At 42.9% G+C, this 16,079-nt stretch carries 18 protein-coding genes and 2 pseudogenes; 9 read left to right on the top strand and 11 right to left on the bottom strand.

Going from position 1 to position 16,079, the window contains the following annotated elements:
* Positions 1-32 precede the first annotated feature (32 nt).
* Together C1A07_RS07025 and C1A07_RS07020 are read left to right on the top strand one after the other, a co-directional pair.
* Positions 33-755 (top strand): RluA family pseudouridine synthase, encoded by a 723-nt coding sequence (locus tag C1A07_RS07025; protein WP_101876477.1) that lies wholly within the window; start codon positions 33-35, stop codon positions 753-755.
* A 75-nt stretch (positions 756-830) separates the two neighbouring features.
* Positions 831-1,907 carry an AI-2E family transporter gene (locus tag C1A07_RS07020; RefSeq protein ID WP_101876476.1) on the top strand — a complete coding sequence of 359 codons (1,077 nt, stop codon included), beginning with the start codon at positions 831-833 and terminating at the stop codon, positions 1,905-1,907.
* Here C1A07_RS07020 and C1A07_RS07015 read toward each other — a convergent pair.
* The 6 genes and pseudogenes from C1A07_RS07015 to C1A07_RS06980 form a co-directional block, all read right to left on the bottom strand.
* Positions 1,897-2,409 (bottom strand): annotated as a pseudogene (locus C1A07_RS07015) (tyrosine-type recombinase/integrase); the annotation flags it as partial. The gene C1A07_RS07020 and the pseudogene C1A07_RS07015 sit on opposite strands and share 11 nt — an antisense overlap.
* Positions 2,410-2,467: 58 nt before the next feature.
* The gene (locus C1A07_RS07005; protein WP_002566024.1) at positions 2,468-3,979 is read right to left on the bottom strand and encodes a recombinase family protein; all 1,512 of its coding nucleotides are present in this window, start codon (positions 3,977-3,979) and stop codon (positions 2,468-2,470) included.
* A gap of 94 nt (positions 3,980-4,073) precedes the next feature.
* Positions 4,074-4,265, bottom strand: coding sequence for a hypothetical protein (locus tag C1A07_RS07000; RefSeq protein ID WP_002566025.1), 192 nt, complete (start codon positions 4,263-4,265; stop codon positions 4,074-4,076).
* A 70-nt stretch (positions 4,266-4,335) separates the two neighbouring features.
* Positions 4,336-5,277, bottom strand: coding sequence for a MobV family relaxase (mobV, locus tag C1A07_RS06995; protein ID WP_101876474.1), 942 nt, complete (start codon positions 5,275-5,277; stop codon positions 4,336-4,338).
* Positions 5,278-5,462: 185 nt separating this feature from the next.
* A complete protein-coding gene (locus tag C1A07_RS06985; RefSeq protein ID WP_002566027.1) occupies positions 5,463-5,858 on the bottom strand; it encodes a replication initiator protein A in 396 nt (131 codons plus the stop codon).
* A 111-nt stretch (positions 5,859-5,969) separates the two neighbouring features.
* Positions 5,970-6,383, bottom strand: coding sequence for a cysteine-rich VLP domain-containing protein (locus C1A07_RS06980; RefSeq protein ID WP_101876473.1), 414 nt, complete (start codon positions 6,381-6,383; stop codon positions 5,970-5,972).
* Positions 6,384-6,765: 382 nt separating this feature from the next.
* Between C1A07_RS06980 and C1A07_RS06975 the strand changes: the two are divergent.
* The 4 genes and pseudogenes from C1A07_RS06975 to C1A07_RS06960 all read left to right on the top strand — a co-directional run.
* A pseudogene (locus tag C1A07_RS06975) lies at positions 6,766-7,287 on the top strand (SMI1/KNR4 family protein); the annotation flags it as partial.
* Positions 7,288-7,327: 40 nt separating this feature from the next.
* Entirely contained in the window at positions 7,328-8,128 is an 801-nt protein-coding gene (locus C1A07_RS06970) for a helix-turn-helix domain-containing protein (RefSeq protein ID WP_101875840.1), read from the top strand.
* Positions 8,059-8,487, top strand: a complete 429-nt coding sequence (locus C1A07_RS06965; protein ID WP_226928598.1) for a hypothetical protein — start codon at positions 8,059-8,061, stop codon at positions 8,485-8,487. Before C1A07_RS06970 ends, C1A07_RS06965 begins: the two co-directional genes overlap by 70 nt.
* A gap of 240 nt (positions 8,488-8,727) precedes the next feature.
* Positions 8,728-9,117 (top strand): hypothetical protein, encoded by a 390-nt coding sequence (locus C1A07_RS06960; protein WP_097779164.1) that lies wholly within the window; start codon positions 8,728-8,730, stop codon positions 9,115-9,117.
* A 469-nt stretch (positions 9,118-9,586) separates the two neighbouring features.
* On the opposite strand, the gene C1A07_RS06950 is transcribed toward C1A07_RS06960, so the two are convergent.
* The 3 genes from C1A07_RS06950 to C1A07_RS06940 all read right to left on the bottom strand — a co-directional run bounded on the left by C1A07_RS06950 (position 9,587) and on the right by C1A07_RS06940 (position 11,472).
* Complete coding sequence (locus tag C1A07_RS06950) at positions 9,587-9,928, bottom strand: hypothetical protein (RefSeq protein ID WP_101876472.1); 342 nt, start codon at positions 9,926-9,928, stop codon at positions 9,587-9,589.
* 4 nt (positions 9,929-9,932) lie between these two features.
* The gene (locus C1A07_RS06945; protein ID WP_101876471.1) at positions 9,933-10,787 is read right to left on the bottom strand and encodes a tyrosine-type recombinase/integrase; all 855 of its coding nucleotides are present in this window, start codon (positions 10,785-10,787) and stop codon (positions 9,933-9,935) included.
* Between the two features lie 367 nt (positions 10,788-11,154).
* A complete protein-coding gene (locus tag C1A07_RS06940; RefSeq protein ID WP_101876470.1) occupies positions 11,155-11,472 on the bottom strand; it encodes a hypothetical protein in 318 nt (105 codons plus the stop codon).
* A gap of 431 nt (positions 11,473-11,903) precedes the next feature.
* Here C1A07_RS06940 and C1A07_RS16205 point away from each other — a divergent pair, with 431 nt between their 5' ends.
* Positions 11,904-12,062, top strand: a complete 159-nt coding sequence (locus tag C1A07_RS16205; RefSeq protein ID WP_180952200.1) for a hypothetical protein — start codon at positions 11,904-11,906, stop codon at positions 12,060-12,062.
* Here the strand turns inward: C1A07_RS16205 and C1A07_RS06935 are convergent.
* Both C1A07_RS06935 and C1A07_RS06925 read right to left on the bottom strand, forming a co-directional pair.
* Positions 12,059-12,433, bottom strand: coding sequence for a hypothetical protein (locus tag C1A07_RS06935; RefSeq protein WP_101876469.1), 375 nt, complete (start codon positions 12,431-12,433; stop codon positions 12,059-12,061). The genes C1A07_RS16205 and C1A07_RS06935 overlap by 4 nt on opposite strands.
* A 225-nt stretch (positions 12,434-12,658) precedes the next feature.
* Entirely contained in the window at positions 12,659-13,036 is a 378-nt protein-coding gene (locus C1A07_RS06925) for a RidA family protein (protein WP_101876467.1), read from the bottom strand.
* 179 nt (positions 13,037-13,215) lie between these two features.
* Between C1A07_RS06925 and C1A07_RS06920 the strand changes: the two genes are divergently transcribed.
* Positions 13,216-14,190, top strand: coding sequence for a CotS family spore coat protein (locus tag C1A07_RS06920; protein ID WP_101876466.1), 975 nt, complete (start codon positions 13,216-13,218; stop codon positions 14,188-14,190).
* A 63-nt stretch (positions 14,191-14,253) separates the two neighbouring features.
* Complete coding sequence (locus C1A07_RS06915) at positions 14,254-15,990, top strand: phospho-sugar mutase (RefSeq protein WP_101876465.1); 1,737 nt, start codon at positions 14,254-14,256, stop codon at positions 15,988-15,990.
* The last annotated feature ends 89 nt before the right edge of the window (positions 15,991-16,079 follow it).

Raw genomic sequence — 16,079 nt, 5'->3', positions numbered from 1 at the left:
CATTTTGAGTTGAGAAAGTCAAGGAAAAACCAATGAAATTAAAAGTTTATTTTGAAGATCAAAGTATAATAGTTGTGGAAAAACCTGCAGGTATAGAATCTCAGTCAGCAAAGGGATTTGGAGCGGATATGGTAAGTGAAATTAAAAAACATATCCACAAATTATCCCCCTCAAATAGGGAGCTTTATGTGGGAGTTATCCACAGACTTGACAAGCCCGTTCAGGGCATGATGGTGTATGCCAAAACGAAAAAAGCAGCGGCAGCTTTAAGTAAACAGGTACAGCAGAGAACTTTTACAAAAACATATGAAGCAGTGATATGTGGAAAACCTGTGGATAATGTGGGTAAGTATGTGGATTATTTGTTGAAGGATGGAAAAACTAATTATACACAAGTTGTGGATAAGTCGGTGGAAGGCTGCAAGAGAGCAGAACTTAGCTATCAGGTTCTAGGCAGTAAAGAGATCCAGGGACAAGTCTACTCTTTAGTGAGAATACAGCTGCTTACAGGGCGTCATCATCAGATTAGAGTTCAATTTGCTTCCCGCGGTCTGCCCTTGGCAGGGGATCAAAAATATGGAAAAATGGAAAATAATGGAGGAGAATCTTCCTATATAATAGGGAACCAGAAAAGAGGCTTAAAAGAAACAGTAGCTCTGTGCTCCACAGGCTTATCTTTCTATCACCCTGTCTCTGGAAAGAAAATGGAGTTCCAGGAAAAGCCAGAGGGAAAAGCATTTTCATTTTTTGATTAATTAGAATATTTTTTGCTTTATGAGCCATACTAGATTTTGTACAGAAGAAGTACAAAACAGAAACGGGTGAGGTCCATGGGCAAACCAAGTAAGAAACAGAAGAAAATTTTATTAATAGTGGGAATTACGGGAGTTGTGTATGTAGGATTTAAATATCTGCTGCCTCTCGTAATTCCTTTTTTAGCTGCTTATTTATTTGCAATATGTTTAAAGCCATCTGCAGCGTGGATTCAAAAAAATCTTTATATTAATTTAAAAGGAAAAAAACGATATCTTCCCATTGGCATTATTGGAGGCCTGGAGTTTTTAGTCATATTAATCTTAGCAGGAGTTGGAGTTTACTTTGGCGTTGAAAAAATATGCCGGGAAATTACTTTGTTATCCGATAATCTGCCTGTTTGGATAGAAAATCTGGATTATTGGATGACAGGTCAGTGTCACAGCCTGGAAAATGCGTTTGGTTTAGAGCCAAACTGCCTGGTAAGACTAGTAAGGGAGATTTTGGCAGGTTTGAAAGTTAAAATAAAAGAAACCGCCATGCCTTTTTTAATGATAAATTCTATGACAGTTGTCAGCTATACTGTCAAGGTTATGATAGTAGGCGTGATTATATTCCTGGGAACCATTCTCTCCCTTCAGGAGATGGAAAGCTTAAAGCAAAGGCGGCAGAATTCTATTTTTTGGAAGGAATATGATATGATAGGCTGCAGGCTTATGCAGGCCGGCAGGGCTTTTGTAAAAACTCAGGGCACCATTTTGCTGCTTACAATGTTTTTATGCGCTTTAGGGCTGTGGATTTTAAAAAATCCTTATTATATTATATTGGGGATTTTTATTGGTCTTTTAGATGCCCTCCCTGTTTTTGGAACAGGAACTATTCTGATTCCCTGGGCAATCATAGATTTTGTCAGAGGGAATTTTGCAAGCGGGGCAGTGCTGATTGCTCTTTATTTAATATGCTATTTTATGAGAGAATTTTTAGAAGCAAAAATAATGGGAAACCAAATGGGGCTTACGCCTTTAGAATCCCTGGTTTCCCTGTATGTAGGATGGCAGTTGTTCGGCCTGCTGGGATTTATTTTAGGGCCTATTGGGCTGATTTTAATTGAAGATATTATAGAGGCCTATGAAAATAAGGAATTTACCACGTGACAATTTCATCAATAAGGGATTGCTGCTCCTGGCTGGTGCTGGTCAAATAAATCCTTGTGGTTTCAATGCTTTCATGTCCCATTAAATCTGCCAGCAGTGAAATATCATTAAACTTCTTTAAAAAGTTCTTAGCAAACAAGTGGCGGAAGGAATGGGGATAAACCCTTTCAGGTTCAATATTATATTGTTTGGCCAGAAGCTTTAAGTGATTGCTGATTCCCCTGGGCGTCATGGGGATTCCCCGGTGATTGACAAATAAAAACCCTTTTGAAGCGCCATTAGTGGAAAACCAGGAAAGGGCCTCTGCACAAAGGGATTCAGGAAAATAAATTCTTCGCACTTTCCCTCCTTTTGAACATAGGTCCATATAACCTAAAGACAAATATTCAAATTTTATTTGCGTTAATTCGCTGATGCGGGCCCCTGTAGCTGCCAAAAAGCGAATAATAAAATACCAGAACATTTCATTTTCACATTTCAGTTCGTGTTTTAGTCTGCTATAAAGTACAGTTTACAAGGGACTACACAGGGTAACGGTCTGACGGGAGGTGTGCCGCCCGTCAGATTTTCCATGTGATGTTCAAGCTGTCACTTGTAGCGGCAACGGTGGTAATCATCAAATCCACCACACGCCGCTTGTCATCAAAGGATACATTGTCCCATGTGTCGAGGTAGCCGGAAATCTGGCTGACCTGTTCCGGGCTGATGGCTTCCACCGTCAACTCCGCTATCCTCGCCAGAAGTTCCTGCTTGCGTCCGTCCAGTTCCGCTATCTTCACATTCACATAGGAGAGCAGAACATTGTTTGCACCCGTCAGACTGTCCACCAGCTTTTCAATCTCGCTGTCCACATGGAGAAGTTCCACTTGCAGGGCGGCGATTTTCGGGTTTGCCTTTGCCGCTTTTTTTCTGCCCGTCAGCGTTTTGTAGCTTGCCAGCTTCTTCACCATCTGCTGATAAACAACCGCTTCCAGCTCCGAAGTGATGATTTTCCCGCACCCGGCACAGCTTTTATTGTCCAGCCGCTTTGTGCAGCGGAGATATTGCTTTCCCACAGGATTGTTAATGCTCATAAGGGCATACCCGCAGTTTCCGCACTTGATTTTTCCCGCCAGCCATGTATGGGTGGCTTTTCGGGCAGACTGGATTTTCATGTTGTTCATCAGCTTCTTGCGGCAGGTCAGCCAGATGTCGGAGGGGACAATGCCCTCATGGGGAGCCAGCACCAGCATTTGGTCTTTCAAGTCGTTCTTTTTGCTGGGCTTCACATCCCGCCCTTGATACAGATAGCAGCCATTCATGCCGGTAAAATCGGCAGCGTCATTGACAATGATTGTCCCTTGACTTTTGAAAAATTCGTACACATCAAGGTCTGCCTGCACATAGACAGGATTGCGTAACATCTGCGCCAGCGTGGGGCGTATTAGTTCCTTGCCGTTGAATAAAATTCCCTGTTCGGCAAAGTACCGGGTAATGTCCCCGTAGGAGGTTGTGGGCTGGGCGTACATCTCAAACATCAGCCGGATATTTGCCGCTTCCTCCGGGTTTACCACCAGCTTCTTTGTGTTGATACCGTCCATCTTAATCGGCTCTGTATGGAAGCCGTAAGGGGCTTTCCCACCCATCTTGAAGCCTCGCTGGCTGCGGGAATAATAAGCGTCCGTCACCCGCTTCTGTATCGTTTCCCGTTCAAGCTGGGCGAACACGATACAGATATTCAGCATCGCCCGCCCCATCGGGGTGGAGGTATCAAACTTTTCCGTAGAGGACACAAACTCTACATTGTACTGTTGGAACAGCTCCATCATATTGGCAAAGTCCAGAATGGAACGGCTGATACGGTCGAGCTTGTAAACCACGACCTTTGCAATCAAGCCCCGCTTGATGTCCCGCACCAGTTCTTGAAACTTCGGACGGTCTGTGTTCTTGCCGCTGTACCCCTTGTCTGTGTATTCCTTGCAGTTACCGCCTTTCAACTCGTATTTGCAAAATTCAATCTGGCTTTCAATGGAAATGCTGTCCTTTTTGTCCACCGATTGTCTTGCATAGATTGCGTCTATTCGATTATTCATATTGTCGCTCCTTTTCTTAAAAAAGAAACGGAGCTGCTGACAGCTTTATTATACCGCCAGCAGCCCCGCAAATCAACGATGGCTTCGGAAAACCTTATGCCCCGGCTTCCTCACTCTGCCGTTTGTCGGCATACTTGCGGAACACCTCATAAAGCTGCTGTTCCAGCTCCCGGCGTTTTGCCGCTTCCTGCTCCGGCGTGAACACCGGAGAGAGATTTTCCAGCGTGATTTCCTTTCCCTGAAAAGTCACGACTTCGGTTTCTTTCTTGTATCTGATATGCTCCATAGTACCTCCGTATTTAATTTTCAAAGTGCAGTGCCGCCATGCTGCGGCGTGAAATGTTTTCTGCCATCAATCACCGTTCCCTTGTGTGCCGCTGTTGCCGTTTCAGTTCTGCCAGCACCTCCGGCGGGATACGGTCTACCAGCCGCTGAATGTCTTTCAGCTCGCTTTCCAGCTTTGCCCGTTCCATCGTATCTTTCATCTTGCCCTTTTCGCTGGCTTTGGCTCTGGCTTCCAACTGTTCATTTTCTGCTAAAAGGTCGTTTATTGTAACCTTGTATTTTTTGAGCTGACCGGAGAAGTTCTCCATCTGCGGAAACCATTTTTTCAGCAGGGAGAGGGCTTCCTCTTTTTTCTTTCCGGCGTTGAACGGGGTAATATCGCCCAGCGTGGCTTCAATGGCTCTTGCCTGTTTGGAGAGATTGACCGCCTGCTTGAACAGACGGGTGGGGATATGCTTCCTGCCTGTCTTGCTGGCACTTTCCCCACGCTCCAAGTCGGGATATTTCTCCACCATATAGGCGTGAAAATCGTCCTGCCATTTTGTGAGGTTGGCTCTATTCCCTATAATCTCCTTTGCACACAGGCGGTTGTCCTCTGTCAGAGGGACAAAGACCAAATGCAGGTGGGGCGTTTTCTCGTCCATGTGTACCACCGCCGACACGATATTTTCTTTCCCTACACGCCCGATTAAGAAATCAGCCGCCCTCTGGAAAAATTCCTGTATCTCCTTTGGGGACTTCTTCTTAAAAAATTCCGGGCTGGCGGTAATCAGCGTATCCACAAACCGGGTGCTGTCCCTGCGGGTGCGGCAGCCAGCTTGTTCAATGCGGCTTTTAATGAAGTGGTAGTACCTGCCCTCTGGCTTAACGATATGGAAGTTGTACTTGCTCCGGCTGGTGTCAATGTCGGGATTGCTGGCGTACTGTTCCTTTTGCCGTTCGTGATGGGCTTCCAGCGGTCTTGCCGGATTGCCCTTGTGTTTTTCAAATCGCAAAATTGCGTGTTGTGCCATGAAACTCCTTTCCCCGTTCCGTTCCTTTCCGGGACTTTTCCACAGGAAAATCCCGCAGAAAATATCTCGGATCGGATAGGAATGGATAAGATATAAATAAAATCGTTTTAATCTCTGTATTTCTATATACCGTCCGATTTTCGTACTTCAAGAGGATTGATTATCGTACTTGTGGAGTGCGGTTTTCAGTCCTCCGGCGTTCCATAACCGTATTTCTTGAAGTCGGTGTTTGGAACCGCTTCGTAGGATTTTGGGTAAATGCGATTGGGTTTTCCACAGCCCTGCTTCTGGATTTCCACCAGTCCGGCGTATTGCAGTTCCCGCAGGGTGTTGACCGCTTTCTGCCGCCCGCAGTGGAGCAGCTCCACTACCTCGTTGATGGGATAGTAGAGGTAAATCCGCCCGTATTCGTCCACCCACCCGTTTTTTCGGGACAGGTCTGTCCGGCGCAGGATAAAGGCATACAGTACCTTTGCTTCGTTGGACAGGGGCATGAATGTGGGGGCTTCAAAAAGGAAATTGGGAAGCCGGGTAAAGCTGACCGCTTTTTCCGGCTGATGGATATAAATGGTGTTTGTCATATTGTGTTTTGTGGACGGTTAGAAGTCCGTTTTCGGAGGCAGACGGTAGTTTCTATTGCCTGCCCCTGTTCTGTGCTTGCAAAGCCTTGAAAATCAAGGGCTTTTCAGCCCCTAACTGTCCACAGTAGACCTCCTTTTCCGTTCACTTTCTGTTTTCTGTCGCCTGTGAACTCTGGCGGCACAGCCGGGACAGTATTTCGCTCGGTTGGACTTTGGGACGAACACTCTGCCGCAGACCGCACAGCGTTTTAGCTCCTTATCCCGGAAAATCTCCGCTTCCAGCGTTCCGACTTGCGGCAAAACCGACCAGCGGAACCACTTACAGCAGACCGAGAAAGAAACCGTCTGCGGACAGGTGCAGGTGTCCCCATCGTCAAGGAACATACAGTTCCCGTCCTCATAACAGCAGCACTCCCGGCGGATCAGGGCGTTTGCCTGTTTCCGCTGCGCTGGGGTCATGCGGTAAAGGGAACCGTCTTGCTTGCGCTCTATGGGCGGCAGTCGTTTATATGGGTTCTCTCTCATGTGTTTCCTCCATTTTGCTTTCCGTTGCCGCTCTCTCCGAAAAGGCTTCCTGCCCCATTTCTGCGGCGTGTTCCGGCGTTGGCACGCTCCCCACAGCTTCGGGACAAGTTGTCCCGAAGTGACCTCTGGACAAAGTGTCCAGAAGTTGGCTCCTTGCGGTGCTTCCCCTGCCGGGGTATTCCCTTTCGGACGGTCATTCGTTTTTCAAGGTGCAGCTCATCGATGAACTACCCTAAGTCTACACCTAAAAGACAGCCCGTCCCGTATATCCGAAAGGTAGGAAATCCGCCAAAAAAACTGCCTATTTCCACGCTCTCGGAATTGTGGTAGAATGATAAGTGGAAAGTGATAAATCGGGATTTTGGAGGAGGAACTAAATATGTTTGATAACTTTGATTTTACAAACTTTTGGAAGGACAGTGCGTATGCCTTGAAAGAATATGTCAGTGAATCGCCTTCTGATGAACTGATTGCCAGTGTTGAGCAGGAATTAGGCTATAAGTTACCAGCTTCTTATATTTGGTTGATGAAACAACATAACGGAGGCATTCCTTTCAATACTTGTTTCCCTACGGATAAACCTACCAGTTGGGCAGATGACCATGTAGCTATTACAGGAATTTTTGGTATCGGGAGAGAGAAACCCAACTCTTTGTGTGGAGAGTTGGGAAGCCAATTTATGATTGATGAATGGGAGTACCCTGCTATTGGGGTAGCTATTTGTGACTGTCCCAGTGCTGGACATGATATGATTTTTTTAGATTACCGGGAGTGTGGCCCACACGGGGAGCCTAAAGTAGTGCATATTGACCAAGAAGGAAATTACGAAATCACTCCTTTAGCAGATAGTTTTGAGGATTTTATTCGTGGTCTTGTAAACGAAGATGATTTTGAGTTAGAAGATTAACAACTTCCAATTTATCGAGCAGACAAGGAGGGAGAGCATGGAACTATCCATACAAGAACGATTGAAAGACCTGCGTGTGGAGCGTGGGCTGACGCTGGAACAGCTTGCGGAGCAGACGCACCTCTCCAAGTCTGCGTTGGGCAGTTATGAGGGGGATAATTTCAAGGACATCAGCCATTATGCCCTTATTGAGTTGGCAAAGTTTTATGAAGTGACTGTTGATTATCTGCTGGGGCGTTCTCAAACAAAAAATCACCCAAACGCCGATCTTGCAGACCTGCGTTTGAGTGATGATATGATTGAACTCTTGAAAAGCGGGTTGGTGGATAATTCCCTCTTGTGTGAACTGGCGGTACACCCGGATTTCCCCCGGCTGATGGCTGACCTCGAAATCTATGTAAACGGTATCGCTGGCAAACAGGTGCAGAGTGCAAATGCCATTATAGACGCTGTGAGCGCAACCATTATGAAGCAGCACAATCCCAGCTTGTCCGACCCGCAGTTAAGACAGCTTATCGCCGCCCATATTGATGATGACAGTTTTTGCCGCTATGTGATACAGCAGGACATAAACAAGATAGCTCTTGACCTGCGGGAAGCACATAAGGACGATTTTTTCAGTGTCCCGGAGGACAACCCGCTGAAAGGATTATTGGAAGCCGCTACCGAAAACGCCAGCCCAGACAGCGACCCGGAGCAAGCGTCTTTGGCGTTTATCTGCAAACGGCTGCGGCTGAACTTTAAGAAGCTGTCCGGGGAAGAAAAGAAGTGGCTGAAAAAGATTTCGGAAAAGTCGGACTTGCTCAAAAATCCAAATCCCCAGCGGGGGAGAAAGTAGAGAACGAGAAATTGGAGGGAGTAAAGGTGCAGGAGGCAATTATAAAATTGAGACTTCTCGGTCAAATGCCAGACGCAGTGAAAGATGACCCTACAGTAGAAACCATCAATATGTATGATGAATTGCTCTCCAATGTAAAAACGCCACTGACAAGAGAAGAGGTAGGCGTATTGATTGACATTTTCCCCGAAGGTGGAATGTATGGAGTAGAGTGGGATTTGCTAAAATTGGTAGAGTCTTATTTGATAGAAGCGCCATCAAGTGAAGAGTATCGAAAATTGATTACTGCTTGTCCAAGTGAAGAATGGCGAGAAACTATGCAAGCCCGTTTAGATAATTGGAAAAACAACAAACAATAACTTGTTGGGGAGATAGCAAAGCCAGTCGAGCCAGTCAACGGTCAAGATGAACGGCGCATTTCATGCGCCGCCGTTGACAGCCCCGCCCGTCTTTGCTAATGGGCAATCAAGGCGGGAAAGCCCTAAAATGGCTTCCCGCCCATTTCTAAGAACTGATAAGTCAGATTTGCTGAAAAATCCAAATCCACAGCGGGGACGGAAGTAGAGAACAATAAATAAGAATTTACAGGAGGAAAATCAATGGAGAACTTGATTAAGTTTTTAGAAGATAAGATAACGGATAAAATGTCTGTGGAAGAAATAGTTGATGTTTTTGAGCAGATGTGCAGCACACCGCTTGAAGAAGATATGGTTTTATTTGAAACCGGAACATTTACTGCTTTTTCAAAAGAACCATTTTTTCAAATTTCATTAGTTCGACAGTTTTCAAATGATGATGATGAAGAGTTTTATCAAATCCATGTAGTCATCTTGTATAAGCCAACCGCTGAAAATAAAATTTTCAGCGAAACAACATGGGACGAAGATTTAGACGAAAATATATTTGACTATATCAGAAAATCAGCGTCGTTTGCTTATGCAAGAAATCATGAATACATCGAGATAAAAATATATATGGACGAAACTTAACTTCTCATTTATCAGGGAGATAGCAAAGCCCTAAAATGGCTTCCCCGCCCATTCCAATTTTGAGAGAAAAATCTGTTTGCTTTTTGTGAGTGTGTCCACAAGTTCGGGACATTTTGTCCCGAAGTCCGGCGTGGGACGAGGAACGGGGGCTTTCATATACGCCCTGTCTGCTGACGAAACCAGCCCTGCGCTTGCGGCTCCACGACACGCAATCACAGCCCTGTTTTCCTGCTGCTTCAAATGCCCTTGCCCGACCCGGCGGCAACCTCATTTTCGCAGCAACGCCGACAGAGCGTATAACACACTACACTTTGCAAGCAAAGTCGTGTGCCAAGGGGCAAGCCCCTTTGGAAACCCCGGACAACAAAACAGGCTGAATATCTCGCACTTTTTCGGTGCTTGATACTCAGCCTTTATTTGTTGTCAGCAGCCCGTTTCGTGGTCTGCGTGTAGTTCCTTGTAAACTGACCTAATCCTCATTTGTAATAATTGTATCTAAAAAGGATTTTTGCTGTTTTTTAACAGATGGAAGTTTGTAAGTATCAATTTTTTGCAAAGCCTCAGGCAGGGAGTCAGGAGAAAGGCTGGAAAGATAGCGGTTCATTCCCCGAATACGAGAATTCACTGTATTTATTTTATAATTATCTAACAAATACTGACGGTAAGATTGCAGATTTTCTATACTTAATTTATCATAGAAAGAGAAGTACTGTCGAACTGCAGATACATAAGACAGTATTGTACTCTGGGCGGCGTTTTGCTTTTTTAGAAATACTCTGAATTCCATAAAATCCTGTTCATTTTTATTCATAGGTTCACCAATCAACGATATTGTTAATAATATTTTGTTGTTCTGTACTTGTACGGCGAAGATAAATTCTGGTAGTTTCAATACTTTCGTGACCTAAAAGATCAGACAGAAGAGAAATATCAGAACATCGTTCAATAAAGCTTTTTGCAAAGCGGTGGCGAAAGGAATGAGGATAAACTACTTGAGGATTTAAGTGATATTGGAAGGCGATTTTTTTCAGCTGTGTCCTTATGCCTCCCGGAGTAATTCTGCTTCCAAAGCGGTTGAGAAAAATATCTCCTTTTTTTCTGTTTAAAGAATCCAGCCAAATTAAAGAAGCTTCTTTTAAAGATTTTGGGATGTACAGCCGCCGGGCTTTATTGTCCTTAGAGTAAATATCCCTGTATCCGCTGCGCACATCATGTACCTGTATCTGCACCAGCTCGCTGACCCGTGCGCCGGTGGCCGCCATATAACGGATAATAAAATAGTACAGGTATTTTTCATCTTGAAGAAGGCATTTTTTTAAATACTCATAATCCCCCTCGCTGATTACATGATCTAAATATGTTTTTTGCTGAATTTTTATCATAGAAATTCTGCCGTCTGGATACTGAATAAATTCCAGGAAGCAATTAAGTGCCCGAATTCTCAGATTCACAGTCTGAGGCCTGTAATGTTCTAAAAGATAGACTTTATATAATTGAAGGTGGTTTATGGAAAGTGTGCGGTATAATTGGAAGAACTGATGCACTGCATATGTGTAGACCTGCACTGTACTGGGCGCCATGTTTTGAAATATTAAATGTTCTCTGAAACCATGCAGTAATTCTGAAGATAAGTCGTTTTCAGTATCAGGAAAATTAATGTGACAATCCATAGATAATACCTCCTTTTGTGATAATGCTTCAAACTATATCATTAAATGTCTGAGAAAACAATAGATTTTCACAAAAATCTTGTAAAGTTATACTTATTTTTTCTCTATAACCAGGTCAAGTAGCGATGATTTCCCATATAGGAAGTATAATTAGTTGACATAAAATTAAAATAAAAGGTGTTAAAAGTTTTTTTTCAGCAATAATTTGAAAAAGAATACGCAAAATGCGACATGAGCAGGTGGAATATTCTGGTTTGTTTAATATTTATCCACACAAAAAAACCATTGAAAGCCGATTTTTGGAAATCAGTTTTCAATGGTTTTTTTGATTCAAAAAGGATTATAAGTTAAGTAAAAGAGAAATATATTATCTTGTTTTTGTCCAGCGTCCATCCTCATTAACGTAATAGTTGTCGATCCATGTATCTGTGGCTAAGGGGCCGTCCTCTGTAAAATAGTACCATCCGCGTTCATATTTGATCCAACCGGTTTTCATAGTGCCATCTTTATCTGTATAGTACACTTCATCATCATCTTCTATCCAGCCGGCGACAGGAGAACCATCCTCACCATAGTACTTCCATTGACCGTTATCTTCCTTCCAGGAACCAGCCAGTGCAGGAAAAGAACATACAACTAATAAAAAGCAAGAAAAAAGGAATGTGCATAAAGTTTTTCTTCTCATATTATAGTATCAACTCCTTTCTTTTCTAAAGATATTATACCATTGCTATACAGTATTTTCCAGCGTTTAAACGTTACGAATTTATTACGTTTTTCTCTCAAAAGATTAAAAATAAAATGGGATATCTTACCTTTTATTTTCGGACTGAGCGGTTAGAATATCAGAGAAAACAGACAGAAAACAGAGAATCTGAAAAAAATATTTCGACTTTAATTTTATTATCGCCTTTTGATAAAGACACAGGTCTTGTGGACGGAAATGGCGGGTATTGCATATGTTGTGGATAAGTAGGGAAAAGTTAAGAAAGAGTAAAGATTTTATTCACAACTGTGTCGAATTATGCGACCTAAATTACTTTGCAAATCATAGAAAAAGCCGTATATTTATTAATGCCGGCGGCATGTACGGGTTGAGAAAGGAGAGGTATAGTAATGGAAAGGGAGGCGCAGATTGACGCATTATTAATGGAGGTGAATAAATTGAGGGAGGAAAAAGAATATTTAGTAAAAGCATTGAGTCAAATGACAGTTACATTAAATCGTTTGTTGGACAGATATGTTTTAATTGAAGAAACGGGATATGGTGGTTAATCCCGTTTCAGCATTTTATTTCTTTGAATTAATTCCCAGATCGTTTTGTGCATCCAGGAGACTGTTTCGTTCAGATGTTTATTTTCTGTTTCCAGTTCCTGGATTTTTTGCGTCAAGGCCGCAATAGTTTCTCTGTTGTTTGCATTTTTATGTGCTTCCATAAGTCGTTGTACAATAGACGGCCCCGTAAAAAGAATTTTTCTGGATAACAGCTCATCTCTTTCCTCCAGGGAAAGATTCATAAAATCCTGGAAACGCATGGCTAAAATGGCCATTTGTATATGACATTTGGGACAGACAGCGTTTCTGGATAATTGATAGTAAGCATAATGGCCACAATGGGGACAATAGTATACAGATAATTCTTTCACGACAGTGATCCTCCTGATGATGTGCATATGAATGTCTTTACTTTATAATACGTTTGAAAATGTAGATTGTTGTTGAATTTTGGAGAAAAATGTAAAATTTTGTCATTTTTTGAAGAATTTTGTCGTTTTGTGGCAAGGGCCGTATTAAGTGAAATCCGCTGGTATGCCAGTAAGATGTTTACAAAAAGGTAAATCATCATAACAAGCCTCCAGCGGATTGTCATTTTAATCTAATGTAGCGATAGCCTCAATTTCTACTAATACGTCTTTGGGAAGTCTGGCAACCTCAACACAGGATCTGGATGGGTAATTTCCGTCAAAGAAGGTTGCATATACTTCATTAATCTGGGCAAAATCATTCATGTTTTTAATAAAAACAGTAGTCTTAAATACTTTGTCCATAGAAGAGCCGGCGGCCTCCAAAACAGCCTTAATGTTATTTAAGGACTGAGCTGCCTGGGTCTTGACGTCAGCAGGAATAGAATTGTCTGCCGGGTTAATGGGAACCATACCGGAAGTGAATACAAAATTTCCTACAATATTGGCCTGAGAATATGGGCCTAATGCTGCAGGTGCTTTTTCTGTTGAAACAACTTTTTTCATTATAAATCCTCCTGTTATGTGATTTCTGCCAAGCTGATATTGTATGACTCAGCTTAGCTTAATATTTTTTATTCATTATAAAGTATCTGATTCTAAAAGGCAACTCTTTCTCATACCCTAGAAGTAGCCGAAAGGGCTTGTAAAGACCGGAATATAGAATCGGATATGGAGGGGTAGCTGTGAATGAGAAATATATAGAGGTACTGCAGCAGTATGATCTGGAGCTTATATCTGCCAGAAAGGGAAGAGGAGCCTGGCTTTGCGAGACAAACCAGGGGCTGAAGCTGGTGCGGGAATATAAGGGCACAATGAAACGTCTGGAATTTGAAGATCAGGTGCTGGAAATTGTCCAAAACAGCGGATACCCTTTGGTAGACCGCTATGTACGAAGCAAAGAAGGGCTTCTGTCCGCTGCAGCTGAGGATGGAACCAGATATTTTGTGAAAAATTGGTTTTCAGACAGAGAATGTAATTTAAAAGATTCTGGTGAAATTTTAAGAGCAGTGAAACAGATGGCAGTGCTGCATAAGGTGCTGAGACCCATAGAATTTCACCAGGAGTGGAATTTAGGGTCTATTTTGTCAGAGTCCCCTGAAAAGGAAATGGAAAGGCATAATAAGGAGCTTAGGCGCGCCAGAAATTTTATAAGAGGAAAAAGAAAAAAATCTGAATTTGAATTATGCGTAATAGGAAACTTTGACAGATTTTATCAGCAGGCACTGGAGGCTACAGAAGGCATGGGAAGGCTGTGCAGCCAGGAAGAGACAGGCAGTTATTTGTGTCATGGAGATTTAAACCACCATCACATTCTTATGGGGGAGCAGGGAATCGCAATTATTGAATTCAGCAAGATGCATTTTGGACTGCAGACAGAGGACTTATATCATTTTATGAGAAAGGTAATGGAAAAGCATGACTGGGATACTGATTTAGGTCAATCTATTATGGAGGAATATGAAAGTGTGCTGCCTATGACAAAATGGGAAAAAAATTGTTTATATTATTTAATGCTGTATCCGGAGAAGTACTGGAAACAAATTAATTTTTATTATAACGCTAATAAAGCTTGGATTCCGGAGAGAAATATAACAAAATTGAAAAATTTAGAGGAACAGGAAGAGAATAAAAATGCATTTTTGAACAAAATAAGGTGACATTATTCTTTATTTTTTGTAGAGATTGCGGTATAATAGCACTAAAAAGGAGGAAGCAGGATAATGAAAGATTATATGAAAATTTACGAAGAATGGCTTTCTAATCCATACTTTGATGAGAAGACAAAAGAAGAGCTGAAGGCAATAGCAAATGATGAAAATGAAATTAAAGAGCGTTTTTACATGGACTTAGAATTCGGCACGGCAGGTTTAAGAGGAATTATCGGCGCCGGCATTAATAGAATGAATATTTATGTAGTACGCAGAGCAACACAGGGCCTGGCTAACTATATTATTAAACAGGGTGGAGCCGACAAGGGAGTGGCTATTGCCTATGACTCCAGACATATGTCCCCTGAATTTGCACAGGAGGCTGCGCTGACACTGGCGGCCAACGGAATCAAAGCATATAAGTTTGAGTCCCTGCGTCCTACTCCAGAGCTTTCCTTTGCTGTACGTGAGCTGGGCTGTATTGCGGGAATTAACATTACAGCCAGCCATAACCCGCCTGAATATAACGGATATAAGGTTTATTGGGAGGACGGCGCTCAGTTTACACCGCCTCACGATAAAGGAGTTACAGAAGAGGTTCTGGCTATTGAAGATTTGTCTACAGTAAAGACAACCACTGTAGAGGAGGCTGTGGCTGCCGGAAAGTATCAGATTATCGGCGCTGAGATTGATGATAAATATATTGCCCAGGTAAAGGCTCAAGTAGTGAACCAGGATGCCATTGACCAGATGCAGGACAGTATTAAAATCGTTTATTCACCTCTTCACGGCACAGGCAATATACCTGCCAGAAGAGCTTTAAAAGAAATTGGCTTTACCCATGTGTACGTAGTGCCGGAGCAGGAGCTTCCTGACGGCAATTTCCCAACTGTAAGCTATCCTAACCCTGAGTCCAAAGAGGCTTTTGAGCTGGGACTTAAAATGGCTGGGGAGCTGGATGCAGACCTGGTTCTGGCAACGGACCCGGATGCAGACCGTTTGGGCGTGTATGTAAAAGATACAAAATCAGGGCAGTATATTCCTCTTACAGGCAATATGTCAGGCTCTCTGCTGTGCGAGTATGTGTTAAGCCAGAAAAAGGAGAGAGGCTTGATTCCTGAGGACGGACAGGTTGTAAAATCTATTGTGTCCACAAACCTTATTGATGAGATCGCCAAAGGTTACGGCTTGGAGTTAATAGAAGTGCTTACTGGCTTTAAATGGATTGGCCAGCAGATTTTGAAAAATGAAAACACAGGCAAAGGCACTTACCTTTTCGGAATGGAAGAAAGCTATGGCTGCCTCATAGGCACATATGCGAGGGATAAGGACGCCATTTCCGCTACAGTAGCTTTATGCGAGGCTGCAGCCTACTATAAAACAAAAAATATGACCTTGTGGGATGCCATGATTGCTATGTATGAGAAATATGGATACTGTATAGATTCAGTAAAATCCATTGGCTTATCTGGTATTGAGGGGCTGGCTAAGATTCAGTCTATTATGGAAAGCCTGCGCAAGGATACTCCTTCAGAAATCGGCGGATACAAAGTAGTTTCCGCAAGAGATTACAAAGAAGATACAATTAAGGATATGGCTACAGGAAATGTGGTTCCAACAGGCCTTCCATCTTCCAATGTACTTTATTATGACTTAGAAGGCGGCGCATGGGTTTGCGTAAGACCTTCTGGTACAGAGCCAAAGATCAAGTTCTATTATGGAGTAAAAGGAACCTCTTTAGAGGATGGAGAGAAGAAGTCAGAGGAGCTGGGAGCAGCTGTGATGGCTATGGCAGATAAAATGATGTAAGAATTGATGTAACAATTTATATGAAATATTAAAAACCGCCGCGTTTATACCTTGTGGGAACAGGGACATAAGCGGGGCGGCTTTTGATT

This window comes from Lachnoclostridium edouardi, from assembly GCF_900240245.1.
In the GTDB taxonomy this organism is placed as follows: Bacteria; Bacillota; Clostridia; order Lachnospirales; family Lachnospiraceae; genus Lachnoclostridium_A; species Lachnoclostridium_A edouardi.
The sequence above is the reverse complement of the archived record's forward strand: the minus strand, read 5'-3'. Positions and strand labels throughout refer to the sequence as shown.